The sequence below is a fragment of the Bordetella sp. BOR01 genome (assembly GCF_019218885.1).
Classification (GTDB): domain Bacteria; phylum Pseudomonadota; class Gammaproteobacteria; order Burkholderiales; family Burkholderiaceae_B; genus Bordetella_A.
Genome location: NZ_JAHUWT010000005.1, coordinates 409,469 through 432,918, shown reverse-complemented (window position 1 = coordinate 432,918; position 23,450 = coordinate 409,469). Strand labels below are relative to the sequence as shown.

25 protein-coding genes are annotated in these 23,450 nt (G+C 64.8%); 7 read left to right on the top strand and 18 right to left on the bottom strand.

What is annotated here, in order from left to right:
* Positions 1-279: 279 nt before the first annotated feature.
* On the bottom strand, positions 280-543 hold the full coding sequence (locus KW845_RS27370; protein WP_218372544.1) for a hypothetical protein: 264 nt from the start codon (positions 541-543) through the stop codon (positions 280-282).
* Between the two features lie 92 nt (positions 544-635).
* Here KW845_RS27370 and KW845_RS27365 point away from each other — a divergent pair, with 92 nt between their 5' ends.
* Complete coding sequence (locus KW845_RS27365) at positions 636-1,598, top strand: LysR substrate-binding domain-containing protein (RefSeq protein ID WP_218372543.1); 963 nt, start codon at positions 636-638, stop codon at positions 1,596-1,598.
* Positions 1,599-1,710: 112 nt separating this feature from the next.
* Positions 1,711-4,149 (top strand): DUF3772 domain-containing protein, encoded by a 2,439-nt coding sequence (locus KW845_RS27360; RefSeq protein WP_370628303.1) that lies wholly within the window; start codon positions 1,711-1,713, stop codon positions 4,147-4,149.
* Positions 4,150-4,256: 107 nt separating this feature from the next.
* On the opposite strand, the gene KW845_RS27355 is transcribed toward KW845_RS27360, so the two are convergent.
* From KW845_RS27355 to KW845_RS27345, 3 genes are all read right to left on the bottom strand, one after another.
* Positions 4,257-5,018 carry a TSUP family transporter gene (locus KW845_RS27355; protein WP_218372542.1) on the bottom strand — a complete coding sequence of 254 codons (762 nt, stop codon included), beginning with the start codon at positions 5,016-5,018 and terminating at the stop codon, positions 4,257-4,259.
* A gap of 48 nt (positions 5,019-5,066) precedes the next feature.
* Positions 5,067-5,948: an EamA family transporter gene (locus tag KW845_RS27350; RefSeq protein WP_218372541.1), complete on the bottom strand. Its 882-nt coding sequence runs from the start codon at positions 5,946-5,948 to the stop codon at positions 5,067-5,069.
* An 88-nt stretch (positions 5,949-6,036) separates the two neighbouring features.
* Positions 6,037-6,336, bottom strand: a complete 300-nt coding sequence (locus tag KW845_RS27345) for a YciI-like protein (RefSeq protein WP_218372540.1) — start codon at positions 6,334-6,336, stop codon at positions 6,037-6,039.
* A 78-nt stretch (positions 6,337-6,414) separates the two neighbouring features.
* Here KW845_RS27345 and KW845_RS27340 point away from each other — a divergent pair, with 78 nt between their 5' ends.
* The gene (locus KW845_RS27340; protein ID WP_218372539.1) at positions 6,415-6,705 is read left to right on the top strand and encodes an antibiotic biosynthesis monooxygenase; all 291 of its coding nucleotides are present in this window, start codon (positions 6,415-6,417) and stop codon (positions 6,703-6,705) included.
* Positions 6,706-6,764: 59 nt separating this feature from the next.
* Here the strand turns inward: KW845_RS27340 and KW845_RS27335 are convergent, their stop codons facing one another.
* On the bottom strand, positions 6,765-7,400 hold the full coding sequence (locus tag KW845_RS27335; protein WP_218372538.1) for a homoserine/threonine efflux transporter: 636 nt from the start codon (positions 7,398-7,400) through the stop codon (positions 6,765-6,767).
* A 4-nt stretch (positions 7,401-7,404) separates the two neighbouring features.
* The gene (locus tag KW845_RS27330; protein WP_218372537.1) at positions 7,405-8,331 is read right to left on the bottom strand and encodes a LysR family transcriptional regulator; all 927 of its coding nucleotides are present in this window, start codon (positions 8,329-8,331) and stop codon (positions 7,405-7,407) included.
* A 106-nt stretch (positions 8,332-8,437) separates the two neighbouring features.
* Between KW845_RS27330 and KW845_RS27325 the strand changes: the two genes are divergently transcribed.
* Together KW845_RS27325 and KW845_RS27320 are read left to right on the top strand one after the other, a co-directional pair.
* Positions 8,438-9,559 (top strand): muconate/chloromuconate family cycloisomerase, encoded by a 1,122-nt coding sequence (locus KW845_RS27325; RefSeq protein ID WP_218372536.1) that lies wholly within the window; start codon positions 8,438-8,440, stop codon positions 9,557-9,559.
* 38 nt (positions 9,560-9,597) lie between these two features.
* The gene (locus KW845_RS27320; RefSeq protein ID WP_218372535.1) at positions 9,598-10,578 is read left to right on the top strand and encodes a tripartite tricarboxylate transporter substrate binding protein; all 981 of its coding nucleotides are present in this window, start codon (positions 9,598-9,600) and stop codon (positions 10,576-10,578) included.
* 6 nt (positions 10,579-10,584) lie between these two features.
* Here the strand turns inward: KW845_RS27320 and KW845_RS27315 are convergent, their stop codons facing one another.
* Entirely contained in the window at positions 10,585-11,967 is a 1,383-nt protein-coding gene (locus tag KW845_RS27315; RefSeq protein ID WP_218372534.1) for a methyl-accepting chemotaxis protein, read from the bottom strand.
* A 162-nt stretch (positions 11,968-12,129) separates the two neighbouring features.
* On the opposite strand from KW845_RS27315, the gene KW845_RS27310 reads away from it, so the two are divergent.
* On the top strand, positions 12,130-12,918 hold the full coding sequence (locus KW845_RS27310) for a hydroxypyruvate isomerase family protein (RefSeq protein WP_218372533.1): 789 nt from the start codon (positions 12,130-12,132) through the stop codon (positions 12,916-12,918).
* Between the two features lie 52 nt (positions 12,919-12,970).
* Here KW845_RS27310 and KW845_RS27305 read toward each other — a convergent pair whose 3' ends face one another.
* From KW845_RS27305 to KW845_RS27260, 10 genes are all read right to left on the bottom strand, one after another.
* Positions 12,971-13,681 carry a glutathione S-transferase gene (locus KW845_RS27305; RefSeq protein ID WP_218372532.1) on the bottom strand — a complete coding sequence of 237 codons (711 nt, stop codon included), beginning with the start codon at positions 13,679-13,681 and terminating at the stop codon, positions 12,971-12,973.
* A 45-nt stretch (positions 13,682-13,726) separates the two neighbouring features.
* Positions 13,727-14,908, bottom strand: a complete 1,182-nt coding sequence (locus KW845_RS27300) for an NAD(P)/FAD-dependent oxidoreductase (RefSeq protein WP_218372531.1) — start codon at positions 14,906-14,908, stop codon at positions 13,727-13,729.
* Positions 14,895-15,206: a non-heme iron oxygenase ferredoxin subunit gene (locus KW845_RS27295; protein WP_218372530.1), complete on the bottom strand. Its 312-nt coding sequence runs from the start codon at positions 15,204-15,206 to the stop codon at positions 14,895-14,897. The genes KW845_RS27300 and KW845_RS27295 overlap by 14 nt, the downstream gene beginning before the upstream one ends.
* A 77-nt stretch (positions 15,207-15,283) precedes the next feature.
* Positions 15,284-15,664: a nuclear transport factor 2 family protein gene (locus tag KW845_RS27290; RefSeq protein ID WP_370628302.1), complete on the bottom strand. Its 381-nt coding sequence runs from the start codon at positions 15,662-15,664 to the stop codon at positions 15,284-15,286.
* An 82-nt stretch (positions 15,665-15,746) separates the two neighbouring features.
* Positions 15,747-17,057 (bottom strand): aromatic ring-hydroxylating dioxygenase subunit alpha, encoded by a 1,311-nt coding sequence (locus tag KW845_RS27285; protein WP_218372571.1) that lies wholly within the window; start codon positions 17,055-17,057, stop codon positions 15,747-15,749.
* 26 nt (positions 17,058-17,083) lie between these two features.
* A complete protein-coding gene (locus tag KW845_RS27280; protein WP_218372529.1) occupies positions 17,084-17,566 on the bottom strand; it encodes an aromatic-ring-hydroxylating dioxygenase subunit beta in 483 nt (160 codons plus the stop codon).
* 13 nt (positions 17,567-17,579) lie between these two features.
* Positions 17,580-18,692: a cupin domain-containing protein gene (locus KW845_RS27275; RefSeq protein WP_218372528.1), complete on the bottom strand. Its 1,113-nt coding sequence runs from the start codon at positions 18,690-18,692 to the stop codon at positions 17,580-17,582.
* A 73-nt stretch (positions 18,693-18,765) separates the two neighbouring features.
* Positions 18,766-19,422, bottom strand: a complete 657-nt coding sequence (locus KW845_RS27270; protein ID WP_255592977.1) for a flavin reductase family protein — start codon at positions 19,420-19,422, stop codon at positions 18,766-18,768.
* Positions 19,419-20,315 (bottom strand): fumarylacetoacetate hydrolase family protein, encoded by an 897-nt coding sequence (locus KW845_RS27265; protein WP_370628301.1) that lies wholly within the window; start codon positions 20,313-20,315, stop codon positions 19,419-19,421. The genes KW845_RS27270 and KW845_RS27265 overlap by 4 nt, the downstream gene beginning before the upstream one ends.
* Before the next feature lie 237 nt (positions 20,316-20,552).
* Entirely contained in the window at positions 20,553-21,323 is a 771-nt protein-coding gene (locus KW845_RS27260; RefSeq protein WP_218372527.1) for a GntR family transcriptional regulator, read from the bottom strand.
* 312 nt (positions 21,324-21,635) lie between these two features.
* Here KW845_RS27260 and KW845_RS27255 point away from each other — a divergent pair, with 312 nt between their 5' ends.
* Complete coding sequence (locus tag KW845_RS27255; protein ID WP_218372526.1) at positions 21,636-22,616, top strand: tripartite tricarboxylate transporter substrate binding protein; 981 nt, start codon at positions 21,636-21,638, stop codon at positions 22,614-22,616.
* A 29-nt stretch (positions 22,617-22,645) separates the two neighbouring features.
* Here the strand turns inward: KW845_RS27255 and KW845_RS27250 are convergent, their stop codons facing one another.
* A complete protein-coding gene (locus KW845_RS27250) occupies positions 22,646-23,287 on the bottom strand; it encodes a PolC-type DNA polymerase III (RefSeq protein ID WP_255592976.1) in 642 nt (213 codons plus the stop codon).
* Between the last annotated feature and the right edge of the window lie 163 nt (positions 23,288-23,450).

Below are 23,450 nucleotides of genomic sequence, written 5' to 3'. Positions count from 1 at the left end.
GGCAAACCCCGTGGCCGTGCGCCGCGCCATCAAGCGCCCACACTTATCGGTTGTTTCGTTGTTAAAGAGCGGTACTGCCTACTGCGGTGCTGTTCTTGCAGCACAGAAACGAGATTATGAGGCCTTTTCTACAACCTGTCAAATCAACCGTGCCTGATTTGCTGCCTGCTTACCGCCTTCCCGCCGCCCCGGCAGCACCGCCGCCCGAACCGCGAAAGAGCGAGACTATACACGAATTCTAGGGCCCCTGCCCAGGCTTGCAAGCACCATGCCCACAACTCAGGTCCACAGCCAGTGGGCCTGCCGGTTGTGCTGCATCTGGCACAGGGCTTCCCTATCGCGCAGCGCCCAGCCCGGCGCGCCGATGTCGCGCAACACATGTTCATCCAGGTCCTTGAGTATCGTGGCGGTGCGCTGGCAGGCGCGGCGCGCCAGGACGGCGTGCCACCAGGCCGCCCAGACCTGGCGCACACCGATACGGGTCGCGGCGGCGCTGGCGGGCCGGGCCGCCGGCGAAGAGCTGAGTGTCCATTGCGATTCCATGTTCGTCTCCAAAAGGTTGAACCCCACACTGGTAAGCGTATAAGCACAGAAACCGGTTGTGAATCGCATTGTTCTACCCATATTGGTCGGCTATGCTTACCAGCATGACCCGGCTTCCCTTGAATACCTTGCCCGCTTTTCGCGCCGTGGCGGAATTGCAGAACCTGCGCGCCGCCGCCGAACGGCTGCACCTGACCCACAGCGCCGTCAGCCAGCAGATTCGCGGGCTGGAAGAACAATTGGGTTTCGAGCTGTTCGACCGGCGTGGCCGGCGCGTGGTGTTGAACCCGGCGGGCGAAGCCTTGTTGCGCAGCGTGCAGTGCGCCCTGGCGCAACTGGACGACGGCGTGCAGACCGCGGCCTCGGTGGCACGCGGGGCGAGCCAGCGCTTGCGGGTGTCGGTACTGCCCTCTTTCGCGCAGCGTTGGCTGTTGCCGCGCATGACACGCTGGCGCGAGCGCCACCCGGGCCTGACCCTGGAAATCGAGACGTCGCAACAAGTGGCCGATCTACAGCGGGAAGGCCTGCACGCGGCGCTGCGCTCGGGCCGCGGGCCTTGGCCCGGCGTCGTGTCCGACCCCTTGTTCGATGCTGCCACGCCCATGATTGTGCTGGGTTCGCCTGCCACTACACGGCAATTGGCGGATAGCCATCCGGAAACCCTGGCGCGCCAGCCGCTGCTGGGCGACAAGGAATTATGGCGCCAGTGGTTCGCCGTCGCCGGCCTGTCTGTGAACGTGACGCCAGTGGCCACCTTCAACGATGCCGGCCTGATGCTGCAGGCCGTGGAACAGGGCCTGGGCCTGGCCCTGAGCCGTGAGTTGCTGGCCGCCGATGCGTTGTGCGCGGGCAGGTTGGTCAAGGTATCGCCCATCAGCGTGGATTTCGAGCCCGCCGATACGTATCATCTGGTGTATCCACCCGGCCTGCGCGACTGGGCCCCGCTGTTGGCGCTGCGGCAGTGGATACGCGACGAACTGGAACGCTCGCGCGAGACCCTGACTTCGCGCAACGCTGCCCAGGCGCCGACCGGCAAAACTGAATCCAAACGTTGAGCAGGTAATTGCGTATGTCCCAGGGCGCGTGTGCACAGGTTTTGTTGCATCCGCCCCATCGCAGGCTTGCTATGCTGCGCCGTCGGAAAGAGGAGCGCGAGGTTCTCCCATCATGATGCTGCTCCAGCACGCACGACGCGTTTCCTGGCCACGCCTGCTGGCCGGCATGCTGCTGTGCCTACTAATGAGTGCCGCCGCACTGGCTGCCGCCCAACCCGAGCGCCCGCCCGATGCTGCCGACGCCGAGTCGGCGCTGTCGGACGCCCGCAAACAGATAGACCAGATCCGCGAACAATTGGAAGACGGCGGCGAAGACGCGCAGTTGGTGCGCTGGCGAGCCGACGTACTGGACATCCAGTCGCGCGCCGATGCGCTGGCCGAAGCACTGACGCCGCAATTGGCCAGTGTCACCGCGCGGCTGACCGAACTGGGCGAGCCGCCGGCCGGCACCCGCGAAGCCCCCGATATCGCGGCACGGCGCGCCCAGCTACAGAAAGACAACCGGGCGCTGGATTCGCAAACCAAGCTGGCGCGGCTGCTGTCGGTGGAAGCCGCGCAAACCGCCGAGCAGATATCCACCTTGCGACGCAACCAGTTCCAGGCCCGCCTGGGTGAACGGCGCGATTCGTTCCTGGGTACGCCATTCTGGTCGGAACTGCGGGGCGACCTGCCACGCGACCTGCGGCGCCTGAAGGAGCTGGCCGACGAGCTGCGGCAAGCCGCCGACAGTACGCCGACCGCCATCTGGATTGTGCTGGCACTGGCCGTGATCGCGGTCATGGTGCTGCGGACCGCCTGCAGTCGCCTGCTGGTGAAGCTGACCGCGACGCGCGTGCCGCCCGGCCGCCTGCGGCGCTCGTTCCTGGCGGTCAGCATCGTGGTGCTGGCCGTGGCTACGCCGGGCCTGATCGCCGAACTCCTGCACATCGGCCTGACCTGGGATGCCACCTTATCGGACGACACGGGTGACCTGCTGGGCAGCCTGGTTGCCGTGGTGTGTTTCGGCGGCTATGTGGCCGGACTGGGCTATGCGCTGCTGTCGCCCGACCGTTCCAGCTGGCGCTTGCCGTCCATTCACGATGACGTTGCGCAAGGGCTGCGCCGCCTGCCCATGGTGCTGGGCGTGCTGGTCGTGGCGATCTGGCTGGGCGATGAGTTGCCGGTGCTGCTGAACGCCAGCCTGACCACCACCATTTCCGTTACCTCGCTGGCCGCGCTGATATTGGCCGCCGTGCTGGCGTGGGGATTGCGCCGCTGCACCCGCCTGCAGCAACAACTACGCCAGGCCGATGAAGACGGCCGGGTGCCGCCGCGCCCGTTCTGGCTGTCGGTGCTGGTAGCCGTAACGTGGGCCGTGCTGATCACCAGCGTCATCAGTTTGCTGGCGGGATACGTGGCGTTCGGCGGTTTCATCGTCAAGCAGGTGCTGTGGACGCTGGCTATTCTGTGTTCCGCCTACCTGCTGTCGGTCCTGATCGAAGACGGCTTCAGTACCTTGCTGGCTCCGTCACCGCAAGATGAAGACGATGCCCGCAACCGCATGCGCGGACAGGCCGCCGTGCTGTTGTCCGGCGCCAGCCGGGTAGCGGTGGTGCTGTTTGCGGCCACGCTGCTGCTGGCGCCGTTCGGCGAGGGGCCGAGCGACCTGATGCACCGCATGAACCAGTTGCACAGCGGCCTGCAGATAGGCGAAGTGCACTTGCGCCCCAGTGCGCTGATGCAGGCATTGCTGGTGCTGGCCCTGTGCCTGGTGGGCGTGCGGCTGCTCAAGCGCTGGCTGGCCAATCGCTATTTGCCCACCACCGAACTGGATCCCGGCATGCAGCTGTCGGCAGCCACGCTGTTTGGCTATACCGGCGTGGTGGTGGCCGTGGCGCTGGCGCTGTCGGCATTGGGCATCGGCCTGGAACGCGTCGCCTGGATTGCCAGCGCGCTGTCGGTGGGCATAGGCTTTGGCCTGCAGGCGGTGGTGCAGAATTTTGTGTCGGGCCTGATCTTGCTGGCCGAGCGGCCGGTCAAAGTGGGCGACTGGGTATCGCTGGGCGGCGTCGAGGGCGACATCCTGCGCATCAATGTGCGCGCCACCGAGATCCAGATGGCAGACCGCTCTACCGTGATCGTGCCGAACTCGGAATTCGTGACCAAGACGGTACGCAACGTCACGCACGCCAATCCGCTGGGCCTGGTGCAAGTCAAGCTGCCCATGCCGCTGGACGCGGATGCGCAACGCGTGCGCGAATTGATGCTGCAGGCCTTTGCGGCGCACGAAGGTATCCTGGAAAACCCGGCACCCGATGTGTTCCTGGAAGGCGTCGAGAGCGGCCACCTGCTGTTCAACGCGCGCGGCTACGTCAGTTCGCCGCGCAATGCCTATGGCGTGCGCAGCACATTGCTGTATGACATCTTGCAACGCATGACTGCGGCCGGCCTGCCGCTGGCCTCGCCTTCGACGCTGGTGCTGGCGCGCCCGCCCGCGCGCGGCGGCGCCGGCAAGCCCGATATCGACGCGGTTGAACCCCAGCCGCCTGGCGCACCAGGCGATGCTTCATGAAGTCGAGAAAGCGCGGCTCGGTGGCATAGGCAATATCGACGCGCAGCGCCGAGGTCAATTGCCCGCGATCGGGCATGAAGATCGGACGAGGTGCCAGGCGGCAATGGCTACGCCATCAAGGCGCGCGTGGCAGGGATGAGCAGGCCCAGCCCCGCAAGCAACAACAGCACGAAGACCAGTTTCTTCACCGTCTGCACGGACCCGGCAGACGCGTAGCGGCGCACCAGCCAGGTCAGCGCCACGACCACCGGCAAGGCCTCGAGGCTTAGCCACAACGACGTGGCACCCAGGCCGCCGTGGCCGGCCACCAGCGACAGGCGCAGCACCGCATTGGCCGAAAACAGCACCAGCAGGCTGTTGCGCACCAGCGGCAACGGCAACGGCTGGCGGTACAGGTGATACACCATGGGCGGGCCTGCGCTTGAGAACAGGCCGCCCAGCACACCCGACAACCCGCCGAACAAAATGAACGACAGGCGCGAGGACACGCGCGCCAGCGGCCGCGTGCGCGCCACCAGCAGAAAAGCGCAAGCCAGGATGGTTGCGCCCAGCAGCCAGCGCAACAGCAACGCGATACTGCCGCTGATCCATTCAAGCGCGAACACACCCAGCGCCACGCCAGCCAGGCTAGCCGCCAACAGCGGGCGGATCAGCGGCCAGCTCAGGTGCGAGCGCGCGTGTCCCAGCGCCACCAAGGCGTTGGCCAGCGTCAGCAGGCTGACTACGTTGGAAATGTCGGGCAGCGGCGCCAGCGCGAACAGGCCGGTAAGCCCCAACAGCACCAGGCCGAAAGCGAACCCGGTCATCGTCTGGGCGTAGGTGGCCAATGCCACGCAGCCCAGGAACAACAAATGATCAACCCACGTCATGCCACGACTACGACAACTGCCACGGGCGCGCTGGCGCACCGTGTACTGCTACCGCCTGCCTCCTGTGCGACCCGCATACATGTTCAAGGACAAGCCTGCCAGCACCAGGCAGGCGGCGACGATTTTCCATGGCGGCAAGGGTTCGCCCAGCAAGGCGACCGAGGCCAGGATGCCGAATACCGGTACCAGCAGCGCCATGGGCGTGACCGTCACGGCGGGATGGCGCGCCAACAGCCAGCCCCAGGCGCCGAAGGCGAACACGGTATTGCCCGCCGCCTGCCAGAAGGCGGCCAGCCATGCCCAGCCGCTGGCATGCGCCAGGGCGTGCGCCATGCGCGCCGGGCCTTCCACGACCAGGCTGATCAGCATGAGCGGGATGATGGCGAACAAGCTGCTCCAGGCCGTGAAGGCCACCATGTTCACCCGCCCCACACTGCGCATCACCATATTCGTGCAGCCCCAGCAGAACCCCGCGGCCAGGACCAGGCCCAACCCCACCAGTGTCACGGCCGCGGCAGGATCGGTAGCGCTATGCCAGGCCACCAAGGCATAGCCGCCGATGGCCAGGGCCAGGGCAGCGACCTGCAGCGGCCGGGCCCGCTCGCCGGTGAAGATCATGGACATGACGATGGTGAAGAACACCTGCGACTGGACCACCAGCGAAGCCAGGCCCGGCGAGATGTCCTGGCGCATGGCCCAGTACAGCAGCCCGAACTGCCCTACGCCCAGCAGCAGGCCGGCGCGCGCCATGGCGCTCCAGGGCACCGCCGGCCGGCGAAACAGGAACACCCACGGCAAGGCCGACAGCAGGAAGCGCAGCGTGGCGAACAGGAAGGCGGGGAATTCGGCCAGGCCCCATTTGATGACGACGAAATTCGTGCCCCAGATGAAGACCACGGACAACGCCAACAGCAGGTGGGACAGCGGCATGAATCAGGCGGGGGATCGGAGGCCAGGCCGCATCATACCCCTGTGCAACGGGATGGCGGCCTGCCACCCCGGCGTGGCAAGGCCGGCGTCAGGCTGGCACGGGATGGGCGGCCTGCTCGCCCACCACGGTGGTCCAGGGGCGTACCTGCCACTGCCTGACCAGGCCGGCCTGCACGTAGGGATCGGCCTGGGCGAACGCCTCGGCCGCGGCCGGCGAATCGGCGCGGAACAGCAGCACGGCCTGGTCGGCGGGCTCGGCCAGGGCGCCACCCAATACCAGTTCGCCGCGCGCGACGGCCTGGCGCGCCAGCGCCAGGTGGGCATCGCGGAATTCACCGCGGCGCTCGAGATAATCGGGAACCAGGTCGTAGAACATTAGATAATGCATGGCGGCTCCTGAGCTAAATTGTCGGCACGGCTCGATCATACTTGCCGTCCGTCATGTCCATCTACCCAAGGAATCCCGATGATCCAGGAAATTGCCAGCATTCTCGTCACGGCAGGCCATGAGGCCGAATTCGAAACCGGCGTGGCCCAGGCCAAGCCGCTGTTCATGCGCGCCCGCGGGTGCCACGGCGTGGCGCTGCACCGGTCGATCGAGAACCCGCAGCAGTACACGCTGGTGGTCGACTGGGAAACCGTCGAGAACCATATGGTGGATTTCCGCGAGTCGGCCGATTTCCAGGAATGGCGCAAGCTGGTGGGACCGCATTTCGCCCAACCGCCCCAAGTGCACCACGAAACCAAGGTGCTGTAAGACAACCGATAGCCGGCAACCGACGGCCGGCGACCGGTGGCGCCTGCCGCCAGGCATCCCTAGCGCCGCGCCCAGCCTTCGTACACCAGGCGCAGGCCGAACAAGGCCAGGCCGACGCCCGCCAGGCATTCCAGCGCACGCTGGCAGCGCGTGTAAATGCGCCGCATGGCGGCGCGCGAGAACACCTGGCACAGCAGCACGCGCCACAGCACCGATGCGCCCACCAGCCCCAGCCAGGCGGCAAGCTTGGCCCAGGCTGGCGTGTCGGGCCGCAGCGTAACGGAAAAGATGCTGGCGAAGAACAGCACGGTCTGCGGGTTGGCCAGGTCGGTGATCAAGCCGCGCCGGAAATAACGCCAGGCCTCGGCGCGCCTGGGTGCCGGCACGGCTTGCAGGTCGGGGATACGGCTACCGCCGCGCAACAGGCGCCAGCCGTACCAGACCAGGTAGGCGCCGCCCAGCAGCTGGATGACGGTGAACAAGGTGCCGCCCGCTGTAATCAGCGTTGCCATGCCGAACAGGCCCAGCCCGGAATAAATGGCATCGCCGGTGGCCACCCCCAGCCCCGCCATGGCGCCTGCCGCCCGCCCCGAGGCCAGGCTGGTCTGCACCACGACCAGCAGGTTCGGGCCGGGGCTGAGAAACGTGAAGGCGAACAGCCCCACGGTAAGCAATACGGTGTGCAGGGGATCCATCGGGCTATTGTGCCAGCAGGCCGGCGCCTGGTGCAGTACCCACGGCTTCGGCGCCCGCCAATTGCACGGCCAGCCCGACGGCATCGGCCAGGAATGGCGAACGATCGTCTTTGCGGTAGCTGAGGATGACCGGGGAAACAAACGATGCCGCATCGATGGGCACGTGTGCCACGTCGACACGGTGCAGGCGCTGTACCGACGCGGGCACGACCGTTACGCCCAGGCCGGCCGCCACCAGGCCGATGGCGGTCTGCAATTCGTTGGCTTCCTGGACGACGCGCGGCGCATAGCCGGCCGCCCGGAACAAGCCCAGCACATGGTCGGCATAGTTGGGCCGCGGGCGCGCCGGATACAGCACGAAAGGCTGCGCGGCCAACTGCGCGATGCCGACGCGGCGGCGCCGTGCCAAGGGATGCTGCAACGGCAACGCCGCCACCAGAGGCTCGGCCATCAGCACGCGGCGCTCGATGGCCGGATCGTCGAACAGGATGCGGCCGATGCCCATGTCGATGCGCCCGGCCTTGAGCGCCTCGATCTGCGGCAGCGTGGTCATTTCGGCCAGGCCGACCTCGACGCGCGGATCGGCCTCGCGCAGGCGACGGATCAGTTCCGGCACAAAGCCATACAGGCTGGACGGCACGAAGCCGATGCCGAACCAGCCGCGTTCGGTGCGCCCCAGGCGCTGGGTGCCCTGCACGACCTCATCCAGGCGCGCGGTCAACTGCAGCGATTGTTCCAGCAGGAAGCGGCCCGCCTCGGTCAGTTTCAAACTGCGCGAACCGCGTTCGAGCAAAGTGACACCCAGCTCTTCTTCCAGTTGGCGGATCTGCCGGCTGAGAGGCGGCTGCGCAATATGCAGGCGGGCGGCCGCGCGGGTAAAGCTGCCTTCCTGCGCGACCGCCTGGAAGTAGCGCAAGTGCCTGAGTTCCATAAGCCCATCCATACCTACAAGGTATCGAAAGCAACCAATATAGTCTTGGACCCCCGAAAAATCGAGCGGCATACTGGCAGAACTATGGCTACTACTTATTTCAGGTATGGAAGACGTTCGCATTGAGGCCATCGAGGCCATACTGGTCGACCTGCCCACGATCCGCGCCCACCAGTTGGCGATGGCGGTCATGCAGCAGCAGACACTGGTGATCGTGCGCCTGCGCTGCAGTGACGGCATCGAGGGGCTGGGCGAGGCCACCACCATCGGCGGGCTGAGCTATGGCGAGGAAAGCCCGGAAGGCATCAAGCTGGCGATCGATACGTACCTGGCGCCCGCGCTGGCCGGCCAAGATGCCACCAATGTGCGTGCCGCACTGGCGCGGCTGGACAAGGTGGCGTGCGGCAACCGGTTCGCCAAATCGGCACTGGAGACCGCCCTGCTGGATGCGCAGGGCAAGCGCCTGGACGTGCCAGTAGCCACCTTGCTGAGCGGCGCGGTCCGCACGCGCCTGCCGGTGCTGTGGACGCTGGCCAGCGGCGATACGGCACGCGATATCGACGAGGCCGAGGCGCTGCTGCAGGCGCGCCGGCACAACACCTTCAAGCTGAAAGTCGGCCGGCGCGACGTGGCGGCCGACGTGGCGCATGTATCGCGCATCAAGCAGGCCCTGGGCGATCGCGCCCGCGTGACGGTGGACGTGAACCAGGCCTGGGACGAAGCCGAAGCGGCCGGCGCCATCGCGCGCCTGGAGGCCGCCGGCGTCGACCTGGTCGAACAACCCATTGCCCGCACCAACCTGGCCGGCATGGCGCGGCTGGCGGCGCGCTTCGTCGTGCCCATCATGGCCGACGAGGCCGTCTGCACCCCCGAGGATGCGCTGGACATTGCGCGCCTGGGCGCGGCCGACGTACTGGCGCTGAAGATCGCCAAATCGGGCGGCATCCTGGCAATGGGCCGCACCGCGGCAGTGGGCGATGCGGCAGGCATGGCGCTGTATGGCGGCACCATGCTCGAGGGCTCGATCGGGTCGATCGCCTCGGCGCATGGTTTTGCCGCGCTGCCGCGCCTGAGCTGGGGCACCGAACTGTTCGGGCCGCTGCTGCTGAAAGACGACATCGTCGCGGCGCCCCCGGCCTACAGCGATTTTTCATTGGAACTACCGGCGGGCCCCGGCCTGGGGTTGGCGCTGGACGAAGAGAAGCTGACGTTTTACCGGCGTACTTGAGCACTGATTTCGACAGATCTACACAGGAGACATGACAAATGCATAACGCTTTCTTCAAGCCGCTGGCCGCGCTGTGCGCGGCGGCTGCGCTGCTGGGGGCCGCGCCGGCCGCCATGGCCGAGTACCCCGAGCGCCCGGTGACCTGGATCGTGCCCTTCCCGCCCGGCGGCGCCATGGACAACATCGCCCGCACCCTGGGCGAGGCCATGGGCCGGCAACTGGACACCTCTTTCGTGATCGAGAACCGTGCGGGCGCAGGCGGCAATATCGGCGCGGCCGCGGTGGCCCGTGCCAGGCCCGACGGCTATACGATCCTGATCGTGGCCAATGGCATGGCAGTGAACCCCGCCCTGTACGACAACCTGAACTACGACCCGCAAGCCGATTTCGCACCGATCTCGCTGCTGGCGATCGTGCCGAACGTGCTGGTCACCAATCCGCAGCGCACCGGCGCCAAGAGCGTCGCCGATGTCATTGCCAAGGCCAAGGAAAAACCCGGCGCCTATACCTATGCTTCGGCGGGCGTGGGCACCTCTATCCACCTGGCGGGCGAGCTGTTCGTGTCGATGGCGAACATCGACATGCTGCACGTGCCATACAAGGGCAGCGGTCCGGCGGTGTCGGACCTGCTGGGCGGGCAAGTGGACTATATGTTCGACAGCATCACGTCGGCCAAGCCGCACATCGTGTCGGGCAAGCTGAATGCGCTGGCGGTCACCACGGCCAAGCGCTCGGCCGCCTTGCCCGACGTGCCCACGGTAGCCGAGGCCGGCCTGCCGGGCTACGAATTGACGCCCTGGTTCGCCGCCTTCGCGCCGGCCGGCACCCCGCCCGACATCGTGGCCAAGCTCAACGCATCGATGCGCCAGGCGCTGAACGATCCCAAGGTGAAGGCCACCCTGGATGCGATCGGCGCGGAACCCATAGGCGGCTCGCCCGAAGAACTGAAAACCTACCTGGCCAAGGAAACGGTACAGGGCAAGAAACTGGTGGAAGAACGCAACATCAAGCTGCAGTAAGGCATCTCAGGCCGCCCGGCGCACCAGTGCCCGCGGCGGCGCGACAGCCACCGGGGCCAGGCGCCGCGCCTGCGCCGCCGCGCTGGTCTGGGTGATGTCGTCGGTGACCTCGCCCAGCGTGCGGGACTGGGCCAGCGATACATCCACGACTTCGCCCATGATGTCGGTAACGCGGCGCGACGACGCCACGATGTCGCCCATCGTGGAACCCGCCGACTGCACCAGGTTGGCACCGCTGCGTATCTGCTCGACCGAGGCAGTGATCAGGTCCTTGATCTCTTTGGCCGCCGCGGCGCTGTTCTGCGCCAGGCTGCGCACTTCGGCCGCCACCACCGCGAACCCCTTGCCATGCGTACCGGCACGAGCCGCCTCGACGGCGGCATTGAGCGCCAGGATGTTGGTCTGGAACGCGATGCCGTCCATCACGCCGATGATTTCGGAAATGCGTCGCGAGCTTTCGGTGATGGCATTCATGGTGCGCACCACGTCTTGCACGGTATGGCCGCCCTGTTCGGCCACCCGCGAGGCCTCGCGCGCCAATTCGTTGGCCTGGCTGGCGCGTTCGGCATTTTCGGTCAGGCCTTGCACGGCAACGCGCAGCGTCTGGGCGGCCGTGAAACGGCGCGTGATGTCGGTGGCGAATTTCACTACCTTGAACGGCCTGCCGGCGGCATCCAGGATGGGGTTGTAGCTGGCATCTATCCACACTTCGCGCCCGCCCTTGCCCACGCGCAGATACTGCCCCGTGTCATGCTCGCCGTTGGCCAGCTTGCGCCAGAACGCGGCATAGCTGGCGCTTTCGCGCTCTTGCGGCTGCACGAACATGCAATGGTGGCGGCCGACGATTTCGTCGACGCGGTAACCCATCGCATCCAGGAACAGATCATTGGCGTGGATGATCGTGCCGTCGAGTTCGAACTCGATGATCGCCTGCACTTTCGAGATGGCCTCGAGTTGCCCGGCCATATCGTCGCTCAAGCGTTGCTGATCGGTAATGTCGGTGGCGTACTTGACCACTTTGCAGGGCTGGCCGTGGCGATCCAGTATGGGGCTGTAGCTGGCCTGCAGCCAGACCTCGCGCCCGCCCTTGGCCAGGCGGCGATAGCGCCCCGCGTCATGCTGGCCGGCGCCGAGTTTGCGCCAGAACTCGTGGTAGCGGTCCGACTCGCGTTCGGCGGGCTCGACGAACATGGCATGATGGCATCCCAGGATCTCGTCCCGGTGGTAGCCCATCGTGTCCAGGAAGTTGCGGTTCGCGGCCAGCACGTGGCCCTGCAAATCGAATTCGATGATGGCCTGCACCTTATCGATGGCGGCCATTTGGCCCAATATCTCGGCGTCGCGCCGCTTGCGCTTACCCCACACGCGATGGAGCCCTAGCAATGCCATGTTGCATCCCCTTTTTGCAGTGACCGAGCATCGATAACAATTGATGCGAATAGAAATTTAATGTATCACTTGCATTTAATCGTAATCTTGCGAAGGTCTCAATAAGCAGTACTCGACATTCGTAAATGTGTGGAAAATTCTCCACATTCCGCGAGGAAACCCATGAAACTGGCTGCAAACCTTTCCCTGCTGTATCCCGGCCTGCCTTTGGCGCGACGCATTGAAGAAGCGGCACGCGACGGCTTCGCGGGCGCCGAAATCCTGTTTCCGTACGATTTGCCGCCTGCCGAGCTGGCCATGCTGCTGCAGGCGCAAGGCATGGCGCTGGTACTGGTCAATACGCCGCCCGGGCGGGAAGGGGAAAAAGGCCTGGCCTGCCTGCCCGGCCGCGAAGCGGATTTCGATGCTGCGCTGGCGCAGGCCCTGGACGTATGCCGGGCCACGGGGTGCCGCAGCATTCATGTCATGGCGGGACGCCCGCCCGAAGGCGCCGCCCGCACCGACTGCCAGGCCACGCTGGTGGGCAACCTGCAACGCGCGGCACCGCTGGCCGCGCGCGATGGCATAACGCTCACACTAGAGGCGCTGAACCGGCACGACATGCCGGGCTATTTCTATCGCCTGCCCGAACAGGCGGCGCAGGTCATTGCCCAGGTCGGGCACCCGGCGGTACGCCTGCAGTTCGATTTCTATCACTGCCAGCGCGAGGGCCTGGACCTGGACCGCGCCTTGCGCGCGGCCCTGCCGCTGGTGCACCACGTGCAGTTCGCCCACCCGCAGGGGCGCCACGAACCCGATCCGGCCGATCCGGCCGTGGCGCAGGCCTTGCGCACCTTGGCCGACAGCGGCTACGCGGGCTGGATCGGCTGCGAATACCTGCCGCGCGCCGACACGCGCGCCGGCCTGGCCTGGCGCGAGGCGTACCAGGCCGCGGTGGCCGGCCGCGCCTAGCCTGTCGCCCGATACCCGGGCGGTGTGTGGCTTCTTTTAGTGTGAACAGGCCCTAGTCGCCGTCCAGCTCGGGGTAGTAGCGGAAAATGCCGTCGCCGAACGGCAGGCGGCGGCCGCTGGAAAAATACGCCTGCAGCGCCGGCAACGCGGCCACCCGGGCGTGCAGCGCCATGACCTTGGGATAGCTGGCCGTCACTGTACCCATGCGCCGCGGAAAGGCATACAGCAAGCCGTCGACCAGGTGGAACAAGGACAGGTCGGCATACGACCAGCGGCGCCCTCCCGCCAGCCAGTTGCCGCGCTCTTGCAGCACCCGCTCGAAATAGGCCAGGAACTTGGGAATGCGCTCGGCACGGAAATTGGCGGCGCGGCGCAGCGCCTCGTCGCGCTGGTCTTCGTAGTAATCGCTGGCGGCCACCGGGTGGTGAGTGTCGTGGGCCTCGGCCACCATATCGGCGATAGTCAATTGCAGCTGGTTGGTCCAGTAGCGCCCGGCCGCGCCGGCAGGCGCCAGGCCGTGCTTGTCGCCCAGGTAAAGCAGGATATTGGCGGTCTGCGCCAGCGTCAGCTGGCCCGCCACCAGGTACGGCGGGGCGAACGGCGGGTGTTTGCGCGGCGCCTGCATGTCGTCGGCCAGCGTCTGCCCGGTAGCGCCCGGCTGGCGGGCGCATTCACGGTAGGCAATGCCCGCGGCTTCCAGTGCCAGGCGCACGAATTCGCCACGGCCCGGAATGCCGTCCCAATACCACAGGTCATAGGTCATGGGATGCTCCTTGGTGCCAAGTCTGTTTGGCGGGCGCTTGTCCCGCTACAACGTCGCAAGCGAAATCGTAGCATCCGAGAGCAGGCCGGGCGCCGTCGGCACGCGATCGCCAATCAAGCGCCGGCTGATCTTGATATCGCGCGGATTGTTGACCGAGACCACCGCGGCGACCGTCTGGTGCCTGACAAAGAACAGCGAGAATTTATTCAAGGAGGGATCTCCGCGCACGACCATCTCGTCCGAGGGGCCGGACACGCCCAGGCACTGCAGGGTCACGTCGTATTGCGTAGACCAGAACCAGGGGATTTCCACATAAGGAGTACGAGTACCGGCCAGCGTCCTTCCCGCCGCGATCGCCTGGTTCTGCGCATTCGCCCAGGTCTCGAGCCGGATGCCATCGAGATTCGCGACGTCCCCCACCGCAAGAATGTCCGGGTCGGAAGTCACGCCGAATTGGTCCACGACAATGCCATTGGACACGCGTAGCCCTGCCTGTTGCGCGAGCTCGGTATTGGGCACGATACCGATCCCGACAACCACGGTTGAGCCATGCGGCACGTCGGCCGTTGAGTTCAACCTGACATCGACATGGTTTCGCTTGTGCAGCGACGCGAGATAGTCGGAGATGAACGCCGGCGCCGCTCTGGCACAAAGGCGCTCGCCTTGCTCGTGGATGGTGACGTCTTTGCCGGCCATGCGCGCGGCCGCCGCGACTTCCAGGCCTATCCATCCTCCGCCGATCACGGACACGGGCCGAGAGGATTGCAGCGCCTGGCGCAGGCCGACCGCGTCTTCGATGGTTCGCAGGTAGTGGGCGCCGGGTATGTCGAGTTGGCGCGGACGGCCCCCCGTGGCCAGCACGAGCTTGTCGTACCGGATGAATTCGCCGTTGGACAGGATCACGCCCTTCCTGGCGCGGTCGATTCCACTGGCCCGCACCCCCAGTCTGAACGTGGCGTCGAGGCCCCGGGGCCACAGGTAAGTGGATTCGATTGAACACGCACCGCCGAGCAGTTCCTTGGAAAGCGGGGGACGCTGGTAAGGAGGATGGGCTTCGTCTCCGATGACGATGACTTCGCCCTTGAAGCCTTCATCACGCAGCCCCCAGGCGACATAGCCACCTGCCTGCCCCGCCCCCACAATCACCACGCGTGCCAATGCATTTTCATTGGCATGGCGGCCGGTAGAACCTGGCTCGTCCGCCAGCGCGGCCTTAGATGCGGACAAGGATGTCTTCTCCATCCTGCTTGACCTCGTACAACGCCAGGTCGGTCTCGACGGGCGGACACAGCGGCTTGCCCGATTTGATGTCAAACACCCCCTGATGCAGGGGGCATTCCACGGTGCCGTTCTCGACGAAACCCTCGGACAGGCTCGCGTTGCCGTGGGGGCAGATATCCTGGGTGGCGCATATTTCATCGCCCAGGTCGAAAAGGCATAAAGCCGTGCCGTTAACGACGACACGAAAAGTCTGTGCATCATTCTTGACATCTTTCAGCACTGCCACGCGCTGCCACTGGGCCATTTCACGGATCCTTACACAGAGTTCAAGTACGGAGTTCAAGTAGTTGGACCTACGCTGCCTGGGGTGCCGAACCGGATTCACTCGGGCGGCAAATGCCGATTGCTGCGTTTCTCGGCAATGCGCCAACCGCCTGGCGTCAGCGTCAGGCTATCGCGGCAATCGCGGATGGCTAGCAGGCGCAGCCCCTCGGATCCGTTGCCCGCTTCCGCTGCCAGGGTGCCTTCGTACGCTGTGAGATAAAACGCGGCTTCGGCGTGCTTCAAGCCGGCCTGCAGGATTCTGAAATTGGTGATGATGTGGCAGGTACGGCGATTCGCCGGCCGCCTGGCAAGCGCTTCGAGAATGGCCGCCTGCCCCTTCAGCGCCACGCCCTGGCGATGCCAGATGCCATCTGGCGCCATCATCGCGGCCGCGGCCTCGTGGTCCCGGACATCCAGCGCGTAGAAAAATTTCAACACGCACGCCAGACCGCCGGAATATGCGCTTTCGCCAGGGGCCTGCTGTATTTCTTTATTCACTTTTACCTCGCGGGAAACTTGATTACAGGGCCATTTCTTTGCGATAGAAGTCCCAGAAGGCCCGGATCATGACTTCGGTCACCATATAGTCGGCCGGCTCCAGGCCGCGCCCACCCATCTCGATCACGCCATTGCGATGGGGATACCCGGTTGCGCCGGACTGCACCTGCTTGAGCATTTCGCTATCGTCCATGGAAACGAAGCCCGCGGGGCCCAGCAGGTTGGCGTGCTTCAGACGCAAGCGCTGCATTTCTTCATCGTCGTCGTCAAAACCATAGTGGGTGAAAACCAGTTCGAACTCGGCCGGGCCGCGCGGAATGACGTGGCGCACTTTCAGCGTGTTGGCCTGGATGCCCAGGTTGGTCGAAGGAAATACCCATGCGCCGCCGACGCGGCCGTGGTTGAATTCCTTGCGTGGGGTGACGCTCTCTTTGTCCAGCAGTTCGAAGTCGCCGCGGAAGTTGGCCATCTCGGCCGTCGCGGCCGAGGTCTTCTTGCCTTCATTGTGCGAGATCATCACGCTGTGCTTGCCACCCCCCTGCGGAATGCACTCGCTGCGGCTGTCCGCGCGCCACAGGCCGAACGTGATATAGAACGTGTGCAGAAGGGTCGCGTGGTAGGGATCCTTCAGGTTCTCGAGATAGGTCTTCCAGTTCGCGGGAATGAGCTGCCGGGTGTAGCCCAGCAGCCGCAGGGTGCGATCGGATGGAAACATGTGGTCGATCTCGGCAAGCACCATATCGCCGCAATAGGCTTCGAAGCTGGGCGCGCTGTCCGAGAACGTGGCCCAGATCGACCCGCCCCGGTTGACAACGCGCAGCTGCTTCAGGCTGTTTGCGGCCATGTCGAAATCCGCGGGCATGCCGCCCTTGCCCAAGGCGCCGCGCTTGAACGGCAGGCCCTGCAGCTTGCCATCCAGGGCAAAATTCCACTGGTGATAGGGACATGTGAAATCCTTCACCTGGCCGCTGTTGTTCCAGCATATGAGCGCTTGCCGATGCGCACACCGGTTTTCCAGCACATGGACCTGGCCATCCTTGCCGCGCACCATGATGACCGGACGCGTGCCTATCCACTGGCGGCGATAGCTGCCGACCTGCGGCACTTCGCACTCAAGCCCCACATAGCTCCACGTGTCGCCCGCAAAGAACAGGTCCATCTCTTTCTGGAAGATGTCCGGATCGGAGTAGACCCAGTTGGGCACGCGCGTGCAGCCCTCGGCCGGCCAACGGCGATTGATGCTGATGCGCCTGGCCGCCGCGTCCTGCCGGGCATGGGCGTGGCCGGGGCAGCCGCCCTGCGTGGAGTGCGTGTCTTCGGGAAGAATGGTCATGTTCATGGCAGAGCCTCAAGCTTCTTTCAGATGGGAATGATCAGCGAGTTGCGCACGCGGTAGTTGTCGTGCACGCAATAGCGCTCTTTGAGCAGGAACCCTTGCCCGGTTTCGACGAGCGCATCGACGTAGCGGCCCACCATGTTCACGACGGGTTCCTGGTCGGACAGGCTTTCAAGAATCATGAAGTTGGCGGTGGCCCGGATAAGCCCGTCTTCCTGCCCAAGCACACGGACGCCCGCCACGAAGTGACGCAGATGGCGAGGTTCGTAGACCGTGGTCTCTTTCAACGCGGTCACCCGGTCTTTCAGCATGTTGCGCCCGTCGCAGTAAATGAGCGACAGCGGCAGCCCGGCGTCATAGTTCTCGGCGCTCAGTACGCGATAGCGGCAGTCTTCCGTGAAGAAATCGGGCCAGCGCTGAAGATCGAAAGTATCCAGGCAATGGGCGTAGTCGTCGTAGAAGTCGCGCAGCGCACTGCGCAAGGTAGATATCGAACCGAGTGCCATCGGAATTTTCCCCTTACGCTTTCATCAGTTCTGCACGGTTGCTTTCAAAGCCCTTCTGGCTGCCCAGCGTCAAGATCGGCTCTTGTATGCGCTCTTGCCAGATCAGCGACTCCATTGCAATTTGCAGCGGGTGATCCTGCACCGTCAGCGCCGAGGTGTGCTCGTCCACCGTATGATGCGCATGCATGACCCAGCCGGGCGCCGAAAGCAGCAGATCGCCCGCCTTCCAGGTAAGCCGCTCACCGTCTACGTAGCTGTAGCCATGGCCGCGCAGGTAGTAGTTGATCGCCGACGAACTGTGCCGGTGCGGCACATGATGGCTGTTGGGCGGCGTGGAAGACAGCGTCGCGAAAAAACTGTGCGTCGTGCCGATGCGCCGTTCGGTGGCCGGGTTGTACAGCACGTACAGCCGGCGGCCGTTGTACGCCAGGTCGAGCTGGTTCACCTCTGGCAGGTATTCCCGGACCTTTTCCCAGGGCCAGTGCAGCGATCTGGACTCGATCACATCGATGTCGATCAGGTATTCATAGCCCAGCAGCCAGGCGCCTTCCTCGGTCAGCTGTTTGCGCATCGCCAGGTCGCGCGCCGATTTCTGCGCCGCCGAGGACTCTGCCCTGCGGGTCTTCAGATCGGCGGGCGGGCTGGGGCCGTCGAACTCTTCCTGGTAGTGCACCTCGAGCTTCTCCAGCAGGGGCGCATTGGAATACGACAGGCGTACCCACGGTGTCTGCCCGTCATTGCGATACGAATGCACCTGCATCGACGGCGTATTCCAGACATCTTTCTCGGACACCCTGATATCGCGCCCCGCCACCGTGGCGATTCCACTTCCGGCAATACATATCTCGAGCATGTTGGAGTTCTTGCGCAAGTTGGTCGTGCGCTCGCCGGGATTCACCACATTGACCGTGACGTCGATGCCGGGGGCAAACCCACGCCCGGGAGCTGTCGCCATCGGATGCACGACCAACGAGGCGCGGCGGCCATTGGCGGGGCGCGGGGCGGACGCCAGCCGGTCGATCTCGGCGGCGATTTCTTCGCCGGTGACAATAATGGGCGACCAGGCAGTCTGTGGGCGAGCGGGCTGGCCGGACACATCGACAAAGCGAGAAGAAGATTGCTTCATGGAAACCTCGATGAAGTGACGTCGTCAATGACAAGAAGTAGGATGGAATATCGTCTGCGGCGCTGTCCGGCCGTCATGGGAACTTGGGTCGTGGAATATCGAACAGCGTGCCGAGTTCGCTGTATGCAAAGCCGCCCAGGCGCGTCAGCGGCGCCGCCCTGGCGAGGTCGAAGCGGCCTTGCGCGTCGATGAATTCGCGCCTGACATGGCTGCCGACAACCCGGCCGATGATGACCGAGCTGGAGATCTCGCCGGTGCAGTCGGGGTCCAGGTCGACGATCTGGACGACCTTGCATTCCAGGTTGACCGGCGCGTCAGCCACACGGGGCGGCCGCACCATGACGCTCGGGGCCTTGGATAGACTGGCGAACTCGAACTCGTCGGCGCCATGGGGCAGCGGGGCCGAACTTCGATTCATTTGCTCGCGCAATTCGAACGACACGAAGTTGTAGACAAACTCCCCGCTCTGGCGCACGTTGGCCAGCGTATCCTTGACCGGACGATCCAGCGCCTTGTTGCAGGTGAACATCAGCATCGGAGGCTTGGAGCTGATTGCATTGAAATACGAGAACGGCGCCAGATTCACCTGGCCCGCGGCGGACATGGAACTGATCCACCCGATGGGCCTGGGCGCGATGATCGAATTGAGCATGCTGGCTGGGAACGCGGTGGCGTCCATGAATACGGCATCGCCCAGTGCGGCGTTTACAGCGGCGGCCTCGGCACTCATGCGTCTCTCCTGGTGCTGGCTGCCTGGCCCGCGGGCCGGGCCTCGTCGCTGACGGTATTCGAAAGCAGCCCTACCCCCGCGATCTCGACTTCGAAGACGTCGCCCTCTTTCATCCATACCGGCGGCTTGCGTGCCGAGCCGACACCTTCCGGAGTGCCGGTAAGAATCAGGTCGCCCGGTTCCAGCGTGGCGAAACTGCTGAGATAGGCAATCAGGTACGGAACCGGAAAGACCAGGTCGGCGACGGCGCCGTTCTGCATCTCGGTACCGTTTAGCCGGCCAATCACGCGCATGTCCGATAGGCTGGGTGCGCCGCCGGCCAGCGTTATCCAGGGCCCCAGGGCGCCACTGGCATCGAAATTCTTGCCGGCGGTGGCCTGCGTGCTGTGTTTCTGGAAGTCCCGGACGGAGTTCTCTGCGGCACAGGTGTAGCCGGCGACGTGATCCATCGCCTCTGTTTCCTGGATGTGGCGGCCGCCGCGCCCGATCACGACCGCCAATTCGGCCTCGAAGTCGTAGCGGTCCGAGAGCCACGGCCTGATGGTATGGCCCCCGTGGCCGACAAAAGACTGGATGTGGCGCACGAACACTGACGGCTGCGAAGGAAGCTCGCGTCCGGCTTCAGCGGCATGGCGGCCGTAGTTGACCCCCACACAGAAGATCTTGCCCGGGCGCGTGACCGGCGGCAGCAAGCTGACTGAACTCAACGCGATGCGATCGGCCCGCGAGCGGGCAAGCCGGTCTTCTATGGCGTGGTTGCCGCTGGCCAGGGCATCGCGCAGCGTGGGCCAGGCATCTGCCATGGGAATGACGTCGTTCGCGTCCAGCACACCCCATCCTTCCATCGTCGACTTGGGGGAGTTCGTCGACTGGCGATAGCTGATCAATCTCACGGGCGATGCCTTCTAAAAATATAAATTGCGTGCAATGGAGTGAAATGTAGCACTCAAAACACCAGAATCCCAAGATATTTTTATAAAATTGCATGCATTAATGGATTGGACGACGACAAACACCCGTCTGCGAGAGGAGCGGATTCAATGACAGATGGGGATGTGCAGGCGTGCGTGAATGCGCGCAATCGGCATTGCGCGGTGGGGAGGCGCTAGCGGCTCAAGCGCCTGGTCGACCTAGGAGGGGTCTTGCATGCATTCGCGCGGGCAAGCCTGGGACTCATCGGCGGATTCCCGCGTCGTGGCGGGTGTCGCCGCACCTGCTCCGGCGGCACGGATGGCTGCCATTTTCATCCTGCGATTTGCGCTGCTGCGCCACGCGTGCTCTTTCATCAGGCCTTCGGCGCGCCCGCCCTGGCGCATCTTCAGCGCCAGGTAGACGGCTTCATGGTCTTCCTGGGCACGCCGCAGCAGGGCCAGGTCGCTGTCATCGGGGTAATGCTGCAAGGCCAGCGCGCCCGGCCCGGAAAAAGCGACGTTGTTGTTCGCGGCAATGGCTGCCTCGAGCGCGCGATTGCCGCAGGCCGCCACCAGCACGGCGTGGAATTCCGCGTTGACGGTACGCCAGGCAAATGCGTCGATCTTGCCCGACGGATGTTTCATGAGCGCCCAGCCCTTTTCGACCGACGCCTTCATCAAGGCGTCCGACTCGCTGTCGAGGCCGCGCTCGGCCACCAGCCGCGCCGCCATGCCTTCCAGCGCGCCGCGCACCTCGATGGCATCGGCGATTTCGTTGGCCGAAAAGGCGCGCACGCGAAAACCGCGCGAGGACCGCCGCTCGAGCAGGCCCTCGCGCTCCAGTTCGGCAAGGGCCAGGCGCAGCGGTGTGCGAGAAACGCCCAGCTTGGCGGAGAACTGAAGTTCGATGATGCGCTCGCCCGGTTGCAGGGCGCCAGAAATGATGGCCTCTCGGAGCTCATCGACAACTTTGATTATCTGGGTAGCCATGTGACCTCAATCCAACATACGGAGTACGAGAAGTCCGGGACGCGCCTGGCGCATTCACCCATTTTTCTCTGATACAGCGTTCGTATTGTGCCGTATGTGGCATCAAGAAGGGTTGCCGGCAAACCAGGGCCACCACCTGGCAACTTCCTTAATGCATGCAATATATCAAAAAAGACTGGTTTTTTTGCATCAACACTCATTACACTTGCACAATTGCATGCAATTTAGGCCTTTGCTGGGACGATTCGGCGCCCGGCCAAGCCAGGCCTTGATTTCACCGAGCCACAAAAACAGCCCATCCCTGGAGACATCATGAAATTCCTGCGCCCTGCCCTTGCCTGTGCTCTTGTCTTTGTCATGGGGTCCACATGTGGCCCTGCGGCCGCCGAGGCACCGGAAACCTGGCCCACCAAGCCGCTGCGCTTCATTGTTCCGGGCAATCCCGGCGGCTCACCCGACGTCTTCGCGCGCGCCCTTGCAGAGAAAATGGCCGCCATACTGAAGCAGCCCGTCATTGTGGAAAACCGGCCGGGTGCGGGCGGCGTCATCGCCGTGCGGCAATTGCAGAATGTCTCGGATCATCATGCCTTCATCATGATGGTGACCTCGGTTGCCGCGGTCTTGCCCGTGACCAATAAGGCAGCGAACTTCGACGCCCTGCGGGACTTCACGCCGGTCGCCAATCTCGGCTACACGCCGATGATGGTGGTGGCCTCGCCGCTGACGCAGGTGAAATCGCTGGCCGAAGCCAGGGAATACTCGAAGAAGCAGCCCTACCCCCCTGTCTTTGCGCATGCCGGCCCCGGCACGATGTCGAACATGGCGCAGGAACGCACCGCGCGCATGAATGACATGGCGTATTCGTCGGTGTCATTCGGCAATCCAGGCAAGACGCTGGCCGCGCTGGTAACCGGCGACGCGCAGTTCTATGCGGATGCGGTCAGCGTGATGCAACCCATGCTGCAGGGCGATCGCGTGGTGCCGCTGGCCATACTTGCCCACGAAAAACTGGCGGGGATGGAGTCGATTCCCCTGGGCAAGGACGCCATTCCCGGACTGGAGGCCGTGGGCGGATTCGGCGTCATGGGGCCCAAGGACATGACGCCAGACGAAGTGGCCATTCTCGGCCGCGCCGTCATCGAGGCCATGCAACAGCCCGACCTGGTCGCGCGAATCCGCGAGCTGGGGGTGTACCCCGAGCCCGGCGACGCCGCTGCCTACACGGAAATACTGAAAAAAGAACAGGATGTCTGGGGCAAGCTTGCCCGCAGCCTGCAGTCCGACGTGCAATAACCCTGCGGACAAGGTTGGCGCCGGGGTATTTACAGGCCGGCCAGCTTGCGGCGCGCAGCCAGCGCCACGGCCACCGTGCTGCGGACATCGGCCAGCGCCCGGTGGGTGGGGTCGGCCGCCCCGACGTGGCGCGCCAGCACCTGCAGCTTGTGCGAAGGCAGCTCGGGCCAGGCCTGGCGGGCCAATTGCAGGGTGCAGTGCGTGGCGTTGCCGAACGGCAGGCCGGTATGCAAGGCGGCCGCCTGCAGGAAACGGCAGTCAAACGACGCGTTATGGAAAAACACCGGTGTATCGGCCAGGAAGGCCAGGAACGCCGGAAATGCCTCGGCCACCGGAACACCCCGGCCATCGACTTCGGCCTGGGTGATGCCAGTCAGGCGGGTGATGAAAGACGGTACCGGCCCGCAGGTGCGCACCACCTGCGAAAACTCGCGCTCGATCGTGCCGTCGGGCGCCACGTGTACCGCGGCAAATTCCAGTATCTCGCAACTGGCGGTGGACAAGCCGGTGGTTTCCAAATCGGCCACGGCGAACGCGCCGTCCAGTGCCTGCAGGGCCGACCGATGCCGGACCGCTCGCGACGGCGGCGCCTGCGCGGGCCGGGGCGGCGCGAAGGGGTCGTGGTCCAGGTGCGGGTTGGGCGTGGAGTAGCGGCGGCGGAAGTAGTGCATGGCAAGTCGGGACAATAAGGCGGACATTGTATGCGGGCCGGTTCGCTGTTGTACGCGCGCAGCCAGTCGTCCATCAAGTCTTATATAAGATATAAGACACTTGCTCCAGCCCCGTGCACCCTCTACAATCCCTGCCAACAACCCTTCCCGCAACCCGACTTTA